The sequence below is a fragment of the Bacillus cereus group sp. MYBK95-2 genome (genome assembly GCF_051915225.1).
Taxonomy (GTDB): Bacteria; Bacillota; Bacilli; order Bacillales; family Bacillaceae_G; genus Bacillus_A; species Bacillus_A cereus.
The window spans coordinates 1-14,229 of the sequence record NZ_JBQAEH010000010.1; the positions used below are offsets into that span (position 1 = coordinate 1).

Here is a 14,229-nt window from a genome sequence, read left to right on the forward strand (position 1 = left end):
CAGCGTTCATCCTGAGCCAGGATCAAACTCTCCAATAAAGTTAGTTTGTCTAGCATCTAAAATAAAAATTGACGTTTCACGTTGTTTGTTTCGTTCAGTTTTCAAAGAACTTGTCCGCCGCTTCAGAAGCGACTTCATCATATTAACATCTTAATTTTTCGATGTCAACTAAGTTTTAAAATTTCTTTTTTGTCGTTTTCTGCGTTTCCGCATCAGCGACGTTTATTAATATACCATCACAACTTTTAAATAACAAGTGTTTTTTTATAAAAATATAAAAAAAATTATCTACCCTACTTTCTTCTATAGAAGTAACTATTATCCTTACTACTGAAAATAGTTATTCTAATTGTATGCTAATACACTCCGTTCAACCAAATTGTATTTCACAATACCTTCCCAAATTTTCATTCTCTTCTATATTAAAGCTTATAATCATTATCCTTCTATAAAATAACTATACAAATTAGCCTTAAGAAAAAATCCCGTCTACATTAAACAGCCACTCGCGCGCATTATCCCCTTCCTTCTCATTCAAAAATTTACCCCCTACAAATTAACAACATTCCAATCCTAATACAAACTTAAGGATATTGTTAGAATTTTTTTACATTTAATTAATGAAAAATATCCATTTTTTGTTATATAGTAAGAAAGGACGCACTCAACTATAAATAAACCAATGGAGGAATTATTTTATGGATAGGTTAACAAAGTTTTCATTAAAAAACCGAGCTGCCATTATCATCATGATTTTTCTCATTTCCATACTCGGTGTTTATTCCGGCTCTAAATTACCTATGGAATTTTTACCGAGTATCGACAATCCAGCAATTACCGTCACAACCTTATCTCAAGGACTCGACGCTGAAACGATGACAAAGGATGTAACTGATCCTCTCGAAAAACAATTTCGCAATTTAGAACACGTCGACACCATTACTTCTTCTACATACGAGGGATTATCACGTATCGACATTGCGTATACATCAAAAGCAAACATGAAAGATGCAGCACGCGAAGTCGAAAAAGCCGTCAATACAATTAAATTACCTAAAGATGTAACCAAGCCCGTAGTTAGTCAATTAAACACTTCTATGATTCCACTCGCTCAAATTACTATCCAGAAACAAAACGGTTTTTCAAAAGCAGATGAAAAACAAATTGAAAAAGAAATCGTACCACAACTCGAAAACATTGATGGTGTTGCCAACGTTATGTTTTTCGGAAAATCCACCTCTGAATTATCTATCGTACTTGATCCGAACCAATTAAAAAACAAAAACGTAACATCACAGCAGGTACTAACTGTTTTACAAGGAAAAGAAACTTCTACTCCAGCTGGGGCAATTACTGTTAATCAGGAAGAATACAACCTCCGCGTCATTGGGGACATAAAAAATGTAAATGACATTAAAAACATCACTGTGGCACCCCAAGTGAAATTGCAAGACATTGCTCAAATTGAAATCAAACAACACTACGATACAATCTCACATATAAACGGAGAAGAAGGCACAGGATTAATCATCATGAAAGAACCGAGTAAAAATGCAGTTGCCATTGGAAAAGAGATTGATAAAAAAGTTAAAGAGATAGATAAGGAATATAAAGATCAATTTTCCATTAAACTTTTGGCTTCAACCCATGAACAAGTTGAAAATGCTGTTACTAGCATGGGAAAAGAAGTAATACTTGGAGCAATCGCTGCAACTCTAATTATCTTAATCTTTTTACGTAACTTCCGAACAACACTCATCGCTGTTGTCAGTATTCCATTATCCATTTTATTAACACTCTTTTTACTACATCAATCTAACATTACGCTTAACATTTTAACCCTCGGTGGTTTAGCTGTTGCGGTTGGACGTCTCGTCGATGATAGTATCGTTGTCATCGAGAATATTTTCCGCCGTTTACAAAAAGATTCTTTCTCTAAAGATATCATTCTCGATGCAACGAAAGAAGTCGCAGTCGCAATTACTTCTTCTACTTTAACAACGGTCGCTGTTTTTTTACCTATCGGCCTCGTATCAGGAGCAATCGGAAAATTAATGTTACCTATGGTATTAGCAGTTGTATATTCTATATTATCATCCTTAATCGTTGCACTAACAGTTGTTCCACTTATGGCTTTTTTACTACTCAAAAAAACAAAGCATCGAAAGCCAAGTTCTTCATCACGATATGTCGCTACATTAAAGTGGGCTCTTTCTCATAAATTCATTATTCTACTTACTGCATTTTTATTATTTGTAGGATCAATTGCAGCTTATATATTACTACCGAAAGCAAACATAAAATCTGAAGACGACACAATGTTATCTATTAACATGACATTTCCAGCCCATTATAATGCTGAATCTCAAAAACAAAAAGCATTTGATTTTGAAAAAAAATTACTTTCTAATTCAGATATAACAGACGTTATTTTACGAATGGGATCTAGCGCAGAAGATGCACAATGGGGGCAAACAACTAAAAATAACCTCGCTAGTATATTCGTAGTCTTTAAAAAAGGTTCTGATATTGATCAATATATTAAAGAGTTAAAAAAGGAAAATAAAACTTTTGAGCCTGCTGAACTTGATTATATAAAAACAAGTTATTCAAGCTCTGGCGGCGGCAATAACTTACAATTTAACGTAACAGCTACTAACGAAGCGGATTTAAAAGAGGCGGCTACTATCGTTGAAACAAAACTAAAAAGCATGGATGATCTTTCTAAAGTAAAAACAAATTTAGAAGACTCTAAGAAAGAATGGCAAATTCATATTGATCAAACAAAGGCTGAACAACTAGGTTTAACACCAGAAATAGCTGCGCAACAAGTAGCATTCCTTATGAAGAAATCACCTATTGGCGAAATTACAATTAATAATGAAAAAGCTACTATTATGATAGAACACAAAAAAGAAAACATTAATAAACAAGAAGATATTTTAAATACAAACATACTATCACCTATTAATAGACCAATACCTTTAAAAGACATCGCAACTATTTCAGAAAAACAAACACAAACAGAAATTTTCCATAAAGACGGAAAAGAAACAATCCAAATTACAGCCGAAGCTTCAAATGAAGATTTGAGTAAAGTAAACACAGCAGTAAATAAAGCGATGACTGACTTAGATTTACCTGGTGGTGCAAAAGTAAATATCGCAGGAGCTACTGAATCTATGCAAGAGAATTTTACAGATTTATTCAAAATTATGGGGATTGCAATCGGGATCGTATATTTAATTATGGTTATCACCTTCGGGCAAGCACGTGCTCCTTTTGCAATCCTATTCTCCTTACCATTAGCTGCTGTCGGTGGTATTTTAGGATTAATCATTTCACGAACACCTGTTGATGTAAATTCCTTGATCGGCGCATTAATGTTAATCGGGATTGTTGTTACAAACGCTATTGTATTAATAGAAAGAGTCCAACAAAATCGGGAACATGGAATGGAAACTAGAGAAGCCTTACTTGAAGCAGGTTCTACTAGACTACGCCCAATTATTATGACAGCTATTACAACAATCGTTGCTATGCTCCCACTCCTATTTGGCCAATCCCAAGCAGGAAGTATGGTATCAAAAAGTTTAGCCGTCGTTGTCATCGGCGGTTTGGCAGTCTCAACTGCTCTTACATTAGTAGTCGTTCCAGTTATGTATGAACTATTAGATAAAATCGGGAGAAAAAGACGCTCCCGTAGGAAAATAAGCACTTCTACAGAAACACCTGATATTTAAAAACAAAAGGCGTTATCTTCACAAATGAAGATAACGCCTTTTCTCTATTTAGTCATATAATCCATCATTTTTTCCACATATTGCTCTATAGGTTTACTAGAATCCACAATAAGGTATTCATTATTTGAAGGTCTTTTACTACCATTTAACCACTTTTTAAAACCTACTTCCGACTCCACCTTTTCAATTTGACTGATCATACGCTTACGTGTTTGCAGTCTCCTATTAATCTCTTCCATATCATTAAGATAACACTCAATATATTTATATTTCACACCATGTTTATTTGATAGTTCAATCCCTTTTTCAACCATTCCCTCATATAAACACGGACTATCCAATATAACACTATGCCCTTGTTCTAAATAAGAATCAATCAATACCCATTCGGCATCATACGCAAGCCCACCAACAATCGTTGATTCAATTCCTTTTACTTTTAATGATTTTAACAACGCGGATTTCAAAACATCATGATCTATAATTACAGCACCTGTTAATTTCGCTATATACTTAGAAACTGTCGATTTTCCTGCCCCAGGAAAACCTGACATTTGCAGAAAAAACAAATTAAAGCTCCTCTCTAAATTACATCTGTTCTTCTTTATAATTAATCACAAATTCAACAATCATTACATCCATTCCTTCTATATTAAAATACAAAAGAACCCCCTACCTATAAATAGAGAGTTCTTCTTTATAATTTATGCCGCTTTTACCTTTTTCGTTGTTTTACTTTTTCTTTTCGTTCCTGTAAAGCGCTTGTGTAATATAGATGCTATCAAGCGTGAAATAACATTGAATAGTAATACCATAATAATTAATACAGCTGCAGATTTTGTCGCAATCAACTTCGCATCTGGAATAACTCCTTCAGAATTTAATTTCCAAATGTGAACCGCTAATGTTTCAGCTGGTCTAAACGGATTTAAAGGATGCGCAGGACTTGAGAAATCCGCTGCTGAATTTAAAATCGGGGATGTTAAACCCGCTGTGTAAATTAATGCTGCCGCTTCCCCAAATATACGACCCGCCGCTAAAATAATCCCTGTAATAATTTGTGGTAATGACGATGGGATAATAATACGAGCGATTGTTTGCCACTTCGTTGCACCTAATCCAAGACTTGCCTCTTTTACATTCTGAGGAACTTCTGAAATCGCATTTTCACAAACACGCGTTAAACCTGGTAAATTTAAAATAGTTAAAGCAAGAGCACCACCCATTACTGTGTATCCCCAACCTGTCATTGTAACGAACACTAACAAACCAAATAAACCAACAACAATAGAAGGTAAAGACGCCATCGTCTCTATACATAGACGAACAAAATTTAAAAAACGTCCTTGTTTTGCGTACTCCGCTAAATATATTCCAGCACCTAATCCAAGAGGAATAGATATAATAAGCGTTATAACAAGCATGTAGAAGGAATTGAATAACTGCGGACCAATCCCACCACCAGCTCTTGTATTGCTTGGTTCTCCAAACAAGAAATTAGGATCCCAAAATCCCCATCCCTTTTGTAAAATCTCAAATACTAAGAACACTAGCAAAGCTACAACTAAAGCCGCAACCGCATAAAAGATACCCGTCCAAACTTTATTTACCGTTCTTGCATTCATTATTATCGCTCACCTCTTTGCCCAATCGCTCGAATTACTAAAATAAACAGGAATGAAATAACAAGTAAAATCATCGCTAAAGTCCATAGCGCATTGTTCCAAGCAGTTCCGTTCAATGTATTCGTCATGTCCATTGTTAAAATACCAGTTAACGTCGCTGTCGGACTATATATTCCTTCTGGTAATTTAATCGTATTCCCGATTACCATTTGAACCGCTAACGCTTCACCGAAAGCACGCGCTAAGCCTAAAACAACACCTGTTAAAATCCCTTTTTTCGCAGCAGGAACAATCACTCGGCTAATCGCTTGCCATTTCGTTGATCCTAGACCATAAGAAGCTTCTAAATAATCAAATGGAACAGAACGTATTGCATCAGAAGCGATACTAGCAATAGTAGGTAAAATCATAATACTTAATACAACAATACCTGCAATTAAACTAAAGCCTACTCCCCCAAACGAATCACGTAATAGTGGTACTAAAATCGTAACACCTAATAATCCGTATACAACCGAAGGAATACCAACTAACAATTCTAGAACAGGCTTCAATACTTTATTTCCAAACTTTGGCGAAATTAAATTCATGAATATAGCAAGAGCTATAGCAATTGGTGCACTAATAATAACCGCGCCTAACGAAACCACCGTTGAACCTACAATGAAAATTAAAGCCCCGAAGGATCCTTGCTCAGCATTTGGATTCCATTTTGTCGATGTTAACATCTCAGTAAATGAGATACCACTTTGTGTAAAAGATTGAATACCTTTCCCACAAATAAACGCAATAATAGCTAATGTAATTAAAACAATAAAAATACCACAAAACGTAACAAGTGATCTTCCTATATATTCACTTTTCACGTAATTAATTTGTTTTTTCCCCTTCATCACAGGACAGACCCCACTTCACAGATTGAAATGAACAGGACTGGCCTTGCAGCCAGCCCCATAAAATTTTATTACTTATTTAATTTAGACATTGGAATGTAGCCCATATCTTCTACTTGTTTTTCAAAATCTTTACCTTTTACATAATCGATGTAAGCTTTCGTCGCTTCCTTCGCTTCACCTTTTGTTACCATATATTCGTAAGACCAGAATGGATATTTACCAGACGCGATGTTTTCAACTTTCGGTTCAGCACCATCAATTTTGACTGTTTGTAGTGCGCCTTTTTTCTCGCCCACCATGTAAGACATTGCTAAATAGCTCACCGAACCAGGAGTAGAGTTAATCGCTTGCTCTACTGCACCGTTAGAATCTTGTGTTGTACCAGTTCCATCATTAATTTTCGCGTCTTTCATAATCGTTTTTTCAAATGTAGCACGTGTACCAGATGAAGCTGGACGATTAATTACATTGATTTTTTCATCTTTTCCGCCAACTTCTTTCCAATTTGTTACTTTTCCAGTGAAGATATCTTGTACTTGTTGCATTGTTAAGTTATCAACTTTTACATCTTTATTTACGACAAGAGCGAATGCAATACCCGCTACCTTGTTATCTACTAATTCTTTCGCCTTTTCAGCATCTTTTATTTTATCTCCGGACGGAACATCTGAATTACCAATTTGTACTGCACCAGATGCTACTTGGTTAATCCCAGTTCCACTACCGCCACCTTGAACTTGAATAGAAACTTTTGAATTTTTCTCCATGAATTTCTTTCCAGCTTCCTCCGCAAGAGGTAGAAGAGCTGTAGAACCAGCCGCTGCAATCGTACCTGATAATTCTTGTTTTGTATTATCGCTTCCTTTAGCAGTGTCTTTACTAGTTGTATCTTCTGCTTTCCCACAACCAACTAATGCTCCTGCTACCACTAAAGCTGCTAAAGAAAATTTAATACCTTTTTTCATAACCATGTCTTGTACCCCCATTTGGATTATCACTTTTCGAATTCATTTTCTTTCGAACACAAATTCATTGTAGGACAACAATATTATGTGAGTGTTAAGCAATTTTTAATTTTAAGTAAATGACGATAATAATCCTTAAAAGCTAGAAATCCCAACATTTATAGTTAAATAACCAAACAAAAACCACACTAACTACGCTGCAATGTAAATATATTCTTAACAATGTAAATTCAATGTAAATGTTTTTCTCTCTTTTTCCCTTTTCGTTAAAGTTACATTTACAATTCCGCTGTATTTTGTAATTTTTACACACCTAATTCATGCACATTAAAAATAATTTCAGTAATATTTTTTAGTACAACTAAATAAATTGGAACAATTCTAAAAATAAATGAATATTTTTAAAGTACTAATTGACAACATAATCCAATGTAGTCTACTATATTACTAACAAAAAGTTTACCTTAGGAAACTTTTTAAACTCAAACTAAAAATATAGAGATGAGGTAACTTTTATGGTATCGGCTAATATAAAACCACTTTCCGAATTTAAAATAGGAGAGTTTGTACAAATTGAGAAGATACAATTAGAAGGAACTATGAAACGACGCTTATTAGATTTGGGATTTATCCCGGGGGCGACGATTAAAGTATTGCAACGCAGTCCACTTGGAGATCCGGTCGCTTATCAAGTGAGCAACACAACTATTGCACTGCGTAAAGAAGAAAGCTCCCTTATTTTCGGGGTATTAATAGGAGATGATTTCAGATGAGCAAACATCGTATCGCTTTAGCTGGTAACCCGAATACAGGGAAAAGTACATTATTTAATACTTTAACAGGCTTAAAACAACATACTGGAAACTGGACGGGAAAAACTGTTTTAAAAGCTGAAGGAGAATATGAACATAACGGAAGTAATTATACATTAATAGATTTACCGGGAACTTACTCACTATACTCAAATTCCGCAGACGAAGAAGTAGCGAGGGATTATATTATATTTGAAAAACCAGAAGTAACTGTAGTTGTTATAGACGCAACTGCTATGGAAAGAAATTTAAATTTAGCACTTCAAGTGATGGAGATGACAAATAATGTAGTCATTTGCATTAACTTAATTGATGAAGCCGAGAAAAAAGGCATCGTTATTGATGAAAAGAAATTAGCAAAATCACTTGGTGTGCCTGTCGTTAAAATTTCAGCACGTAACCGAGTAGGTATTGGTCATTTGCTAAATGTTATTGCAAAAGTAGCAAATAAAAAACTAATTCCAACACCAATTAAAATTACTTACAGCGAAAAAATCGAAAATATGATTCAGGAATTAGAACCACAAATTTATAAAGTGTTCGGTGATACGTATCCAGCACGTTGGATTGCGTTACGTATATTAGATGGAGATAAAAATTTCTTAACTACACTTCAAAAACACCATAATGAACCACTTGTAAGGGAGGTCGTAATTAATGGAATCTCACTCAGCCAGTAAAGCTCTTCCATTAGACTATATTATTCAACATGCACAAACACTTTCAAAAGAAGATATACGAGATGATATAGTCGGAGATATTTACCGAACATCTGCAAGCATATGTAAAGAATCTGTCCAATATACAAATACTGATAAATTATATCGTTCCGAAAAACTAGATAAAATTTTCACATCTCCAATCTGGGGATTCCCAATTATGCTCGGTATTTTATCTATTATTTTTTATCTTACAATTGCAGGCGCTAACGTACCATCTGATATGATTGCCGAATTCTTCGGATGGGCCGAAGGATATTTAACATCTTGGTTCCAAGCAGCGCATGCACCTGAATGGTTACATGGCATTTTAATACTTGGTTTGTTCCGTGGTATCGGTGCTGTTATTAGCGTTATGTTACCACCTATGGCAATCTTTTTCCCTATGTTCGCGCTATTAGAAAACTATGGATACTTACCACGTGTCGCGTTTAATATGGACCGCTTATTCAAACGATCCGGTGCACACGGGAAACAATCTTTAACAATGGCAATGGGATTTGGTTGTAATGCAGCAGCCATTATGTCAACACGTATCATTGAATCACCACGTGAACGTATGCTAGCAATTTTAACGAACAACTTCGTTCCTTGTAACGGTCGCTGGCCTATGTTAATTTTAATGGCTTCACTATTTATGGCTGCTGGTTATACAGGCAGTATGCAAACATTGGTTACTGCTGGCGTTGTAGTTGGAATGGTTGTACTTGGTGTTATTATGACATTAACTGTTTCTTGGGTACTATCAAAAACAGCCTTAAAAGGGGTTCCAACTCACTACACACTTGAGTTACCTCCGTACCGCAAGCCAAAAGTTTGGAATACAATTGTTCGCGCAACACTCGATAAATCAATCTACGTTTTAAAACGAGCTATAGTTGTTGCTGCCCCTGCAGCTGCATTAACTTGGTTACTTGCTAACATTTTTATCGGTGACACAAGCTTACTTATGTATTTTGTAAATTTCCTAGATCCATTTGCTAAAATGTTAGGACTTGACGGGTTTATTCTAGCTGCATTCATTCTTGGACTACCTGCTAATGAAATTGTAATCCCAATTTTATTAATGTCTTACTTATCAACTGGGGCTTTAACTGAAATAGATGATTTTAATCAAATTAAAAATCTATTCCTAGAAAATGGTTGGACTTGGTTAACAGCGTTAAACACAATGTTGTTCTCACTTCTTCATTTCCCGTGCGGAACAACACTAGTTAACATATACAAAGAAACAAAAAGTGCAAAATGGACATTCTTATCGTTTGCAATCCCTACCGTTATCGCCATTGTTGTTACATTCCTCTCTACACAATTGGTACATTGGTTAGGGCTTGTATAAAGCAAAGCATACATAGAAGGTATCCCCCTTCACATATGCTTTGCACGAAAGAAACCTGAAATTATTCAGGTTTCTTTTTTTGCACATCAGTATTCCACGGCTGTGCTCCATACGTTGTGAGTTTTTTATGAATAAAATATATAGTTCCTGGAAGAACTGCCATTAATATCGTGCAACTAATTCCTAATCCAGTAAACAACTTTCATCACCTTATTTCACTCTTTTCGGTAAAGCTGAACCTGAATGTTCAATTGTTGGATGAACATGAACAGTAATTTCAGCATTACTAAAGTAATTTTCGCCTTGATCCCAATTCTTACTTATTTTTGTCCATTCTTTATAATTATGTCGCTTATACACTTCCCCTAACTCTAATACATCTACCTTATATTTTTTTTGAACAAGCTTAATCGATTTTTGAATACGCTCCTCCATTTCTTCCGATATATCCTTCTCTAAACGCTTTTCATTCAAAACCTTTTTATGATCACTAAAGTGCAACTCAGCTATTGTACCTTCCAGAAATAAATGAATATTAAATTTCGGTTTTGTAGCATTCGTTGTGGATACTTTAATTTTTCGACGTAACTTATGAATTTCATATGTAATAAGTTGATTCTTTTTACGGATGGTAAAAAAACCTCCAATTTTTTTACCTATTATATAATTCATCCCTACTGTTTCTTCCCCACTCAAATTGCCTACACACTTATTATCCTTTCCACGAAACAATGCTGCACCGTTCATTTGTACTCCTTGTTTTGTTAGTTCCAGAATAGGTAATACAAAACTTCGGTTAGAGATCATCTTTTCCTGCACCTCACCAATTCTTGCAGCCTCAATCATTTGGGCATTTTTTGGAGGGTGTTCAGCTAACATATCAATATACTGCGCCGGTAAATTTTCAGGCTTGGCACTTTGTTTTAAAATAGCTTCGGCATTTTTATTAGAAACGAACAAACGAATATTTCTTCTCATCTCATGATCGCGAATATATACATCTAACGTATTTTGTAAAATGTATGGATGTGAAAGTAATTCTTCAGAGAAAATAATCACTTGTATATGAGGGAAAAATAATGTACGACTAATTTTTTTGGCGATTATTCTTATTTGTTCAAATACACTATCTGCTTTTGCACTAACATTAATATAATTTTCGCTATCCCCACCCCCTTGTCCACCCTGTTGAGACAATTTACTGGGGAGTACCATCTGATAGGTCCCTTTCATAATTGGATTCGCTTTCTTCTCCTTCACAATATCGTAAGCCGCTCCTACTACAAATCCTCTTTCTTCTATCTCTTCTAACTCAGAACACCCACTCATAAATCCAGTTAAAGCCATAACCATTATAATTTTAAGAAGGTGTTTCATTTCCACCATTCCTTCTTTTTATTTTATATACAATCAAAACGAGCAAAGGAGCTAACAAAACAAACCCCATATCTATCCAAGCTAAATAAGTCCCATAACTTGATAAAGTATTCAAACTACTAGGTATCATATTCAACATAAAAATAATAGGGGCACTTACGAAAATAAAAATTTGTTTCTTCACTTTCGGAAACATAGCACAAAACAATAAAGATGCGACGTCATAATACATTGCTGTAGTGTTATAAATAGTAATAATCCAAGTCGTAAAAAAAATCGCATCAAACCTTTCTAAAAATCCTCCACCAATTTCAATTTCTTTCCCTAATTCAATTGTTGGATATGTCAATCCACGTGTTGTCATATAAGTAAAAACACTAATACAAGTTACATAAATTAAAATGTATGACAGCACGTTTACCATCACCGCTTTCGCGACTGCCATTGGCGCTTTTTTCGCTGTCTTATCATTCAGCAAAACCGCATAAAATAACGCTACTTCAAATCCAATAAACGTAAAAATAGAATTTTTAACTCCAACAGCATATTGACTTACTTTCGTTTGAAAAGCTGGTAGTAAATTATTTATTTCCATTAAATTTATATTCAATAAAGAAAGAAGTACTATCGCAATTAAAACAATAGGTAAGAATAAAACATTTAACCTTAATAAGGCTGCTCTTGATCCTGCTATGCCATAAATAACAACTAATAAGAAGAAGAACGACAGTAGTTGTATTGGTGTATCACTAAATAAATACGTTTGAGAAATAACTGAAATCATTCGCGATTCATATGCTGTCAAAGCAGCAAAAGTTAATACTAAAATACTACTAATTGTGTATGCAACAGGCTTCGTCAAATGCGCACTCGTATATTGAACAAAATTTTGTTTTGGAAATAAGATAGCCACTCTCGTCACAAACCAACCTAAAACTGCGCAGATCAATCCACCCAAAAGCAAGATAATCCAACCGTCCGAAAATAAAGTTTGGTTAGCGATATCTCTTGGCATAGACAATGCCCCTATACCAATAATGGTCGATGATACCGCAAACCCAATTTCACGAGATCCAATCTCTTCATCGCCATACTCAAATGGTTTCACTTATTTTCGCTCCTTTGGACGTATTGTAGAATCTTTTGTTTGTAAGTACTCTGGTCTATCTTTCAACATCGATTTTGGCATGCGAATAAATTCTTCTTTCCAATCTTTATAAAATGCAGGAGCAATTGGAGTTGTATACGGTATACCAACACTTGTTAAATTTGTAATATGAATAGCAAGTGCGATCAGAGCTAGAATGATCCCATACAGCCCAAAAGCCGTTGCAGCTAATACAAAGACGAAAAGTAAAATTCGGAACGTAATCGTAATACTATATACAGGAAGCGAAAACGTAGCAATCGCAGTAACTGCAATAATAATAACTAAAAACGGATTTACAATCCCTGCATTTACCGCAGCTTCTCCAATTACAAGACCTCCTACAATCCCTATCGTTTGTCCCATCGGTTTCGGCAATCGGATTCCAGCTTCTCGTATTAATTCCATAGTCAAGGCCATCATTAACGTTTCAATATATGCAGGAAACGGAACACCTTCCCTCGCACCTGCAATTGAATAAGCCAGTTTAGAAGGAATAAGTCCTTGATGATAAGATACAAGTGCTACATACATAGCTGGTAACAAAACCGCAATTATGCCTGAACCCATACGTAAAAATCTTAATAACGTTCCAATCACCCAGCGCTCGTAATGATCTTCTACAGATTGAAAAATATCAACAAACACAAGTGGTGCAATAAGAGCAAACGGGGATCCGTCTACTAAAATGGCCGCCTTCCCTTTCGCTAATGAGGCTATAATATTATCAGGCCTCTCTGTATTCAAAAACTGTGGAAATGGGGATAAATTATTATCCTGAATTAATTGTTCAATCGTACCTGTTTCCAAAACGACATCTGTCACTATTGATTGAAGACGGCGATCTAACTCTTTTACAATGTGAGGATTAATAATATCCTCTATATATACTAGGGTTACTTCTTTCTGCGATCGCTTCCCCATAATATAAGATTGGAACCTCAACTTTGGATCGCGTAAACTGCGTCGGATTAACATTTTGTTCACATTAATATCTTCATTTAATCCAACTCTCGGTCCGCGTATTAAATCTTCTGTCACTGGTGGTTCTAAACTTCGCTTCTCCCAGGCCCTACTATTAATAACGATAGCGGTTTGAATATTATCAATTAATATAACTGTATCTCCCGCTAATATCGCATTCATAATATCTGGAAATTTCGTCTTTACACCCACTTCTGCGATAGAAATAAAACGATCCAATAACGTTTGAACAACAGCTTCCTCATTTATAATTTCTTCGTATTGTAGTGTGCGAATGACATATTTATAAACATTATCCTTATCTGTCAATCCACATAAAAACACAACCGCACAACGTGTAAAACTCCCAGCAAGAGCAACTTCTCTAATTGTTAAATCATTAGGTGAACCTAACTCATCCCTAATTTCTTTCATAACTTCAAATAAGTTACCTTCAAGCTCTAACAATTTCCCCACCTAGCTTCCTTTTCAACAAGTTTTTAGTTAGATTCCGCTAATAGAAGGAAATATATACAAAAAAAGAGCTATCTCTTTTCAAAGATAGCTCTAATAAAGTAAAACTTTAATCAACCCTCACCAATCGGGCTTTTACGGACAGTTTAATCCCCACCTAACTTCTTTG

Annotated in this window: 12 protein-coding genes; 4 read left to right on the top strand and 8 right to left on the bottom strand. The window is 35.1% G+C overall.

Translation table 11 applies throughout. From position 1 onward, the window contains the following. Positions 1-698: 698 nt before the first annotated feature. Entirely contained in the window at positions 699-3,743 is a 3,045-nt protein-coding gene (locus ACTFN4_RS24885) for an efflux RND transporter permease subunit (protein WP_439962942.1), read from the top strand. Between the two features lie 44 nt (positions 3,744-3,787). On the opposite strand, the gene ACTFN4_RS24890 is transcribed toward ACTFN4_RS24885, so the two are convergent. From ACTFN4_RS24890 to ACTFN4_RS24905, 4 genes are all read right to left on the bottom strand, one after another. Further along, positions 3,788-4,312, bottom strand: coding sequence for an AAA family ATPase (locus tag ACTFN4_RS24890; RefSeq protein WP_439962943.1), 525 nt, complete (start codon positions 4,310-4,312; stop codon positions 3,788-3,790). 135 nt (positions 4,313-4,447) lie between these two features. Continuing rightward, positions 4,448-5,368, bottom strand: a complete 921-nt coding sequence (gene pstA / locus ACTFN4_RS24895; RefSeq protein ID WP_000994141.1) for a phosphate ABC transporter permease PstA — start codon at positions 5,366-5,368, stop codon at positions 4,448-4,450. Between the two features lie 2 nt (positions 5,369-5,370). After that, positions 5,371-6,261: a phosphate ABC transporter permease subunit PstC gene (gene pstC / locus ACTFN4_RS24900; RefSeq protein ID WP_000676677.1), complete on the bottom strand. Its 891-nt coding sequence runs from the start codon at positions 6,259-6,261 to the stop codon at positions 5,371-5,373. Positions 6,262-6,332: 71 nt separating this feature from the next. Beyond that, positions 6,333-7,235: a phosphate ABC transporter substrate-binding protein PstS family protein gene (locus ACTFN4_RS24905; RefSeq protein ID WP_000245108.1), complete on the bottom strand. Its 903-nt coding sequence runs from the start codon at positions 7,233-7,235 to the stop codon at positions 6,333-6,335. Positions 7,236-7,744: 509 nt separating this feature from the next. Between ACTFN4_RS24905 and ACTFN4_RS24910 the strand changes: the two genes are divergently transcribed. From ACTFN4_RS24910 to ACTFN4_RS24920, 3 genes are read left to right on the top strand one after another with little or no spacing between them, the layout of a single operon-like run. Next, complete coding sequence (locus ACTFN4_RS24910) at positions 7,745-8,002, top strand: FeoA family protein (protein ID WP_000252982.1); 258 nt, start codon at positions 7,745-7,747, stop codon at positions 8,000-8,002. Further along, on the top strand, positions 7,999-8,721 hold the full coding sequence (locus tag ACTFN4_RS24915) for a FeoB small GTPase domain-containing protein (protein WP_000033865.1): 723 nt from the start codon (positions 7,999-8,001) through the stop codon (positions 8,719-8,721). The genes ACTFN4_RS24910 and ACTFN4_RS24915 overlap by 4 nt, the downstream gene beginning before the upstream one ends. After that, positions 8,699-10,099 (top strand): nucleoside recognition domain-containing protein, encoded by a 1,401-nt coding sequence (locus ACTFN4_RS24920; RefSeq protein ID WP_000443605.1) that lies wholly within the window; start codon positions 8,699-8,701, stop codon positions 10,097-10,099. The genes ACTFN4_RS24915 and ACTFN4_RS24920 overlap by 23 nt, the downstream gene beginning before the upstream one ends. A gap of 61 nt (positions 10,100-10,160) precedes the next feature. Here the strand turns inward: ACTFN4_RS24920 and ACTFN4_RS24925 are convergent, their stop codons facing one another. From ACTFN4_RS24925 to gerLA, 4 genes are read right to left on the bottom strand one after another with little or no spacing between them, the layout of a single operon-like run. Next, entirely contained in the window at positions 10,161-10,298 is a 138-nt protein-coding gene (locus tag ACTFN4_RS24925; protein ID WP_000493997.1) for a hypothetical protein, read from the bottom strand. A gap of 11 nt (positions 10,299-10,309) precedes the next feature. After that, entirely contained in the window at positions 10,310-11,476 is a 1,167-nt protein-coding gene (gerLC, locus tag ACTFN4_RS24930; protein WP_049107274.1) for a spore germination protein GerLC, read from the bottom strand. Further along, entirely contained in the window at positions 11,460-12,584 is a 1,125-nt protein-coding gene (gerLB, locus tag ACTFN4_RS24935; RefSeq protein ID WP_088363757.1) for a spore germination protein GerLB, read from the bottom strand. The genes gerLC and gerLB overlap by 17 nt, the downstream gene beginning before the upstream one ends. Continuing rightward, positions 12,585-14,063 (bottom strand): spore germination protein GerLA, encoded by a 1,479-nt coding sequence (gerLA, locus tag ACTFN4_RS24940; RefSeq protein ID WP_002023287.1) that lies wholly within the window; start codon positions 14,061-14,063, stop codon positions 12,585-12,587. Positions 14,064-14,229: the final 166 nt, after the last annotated feature.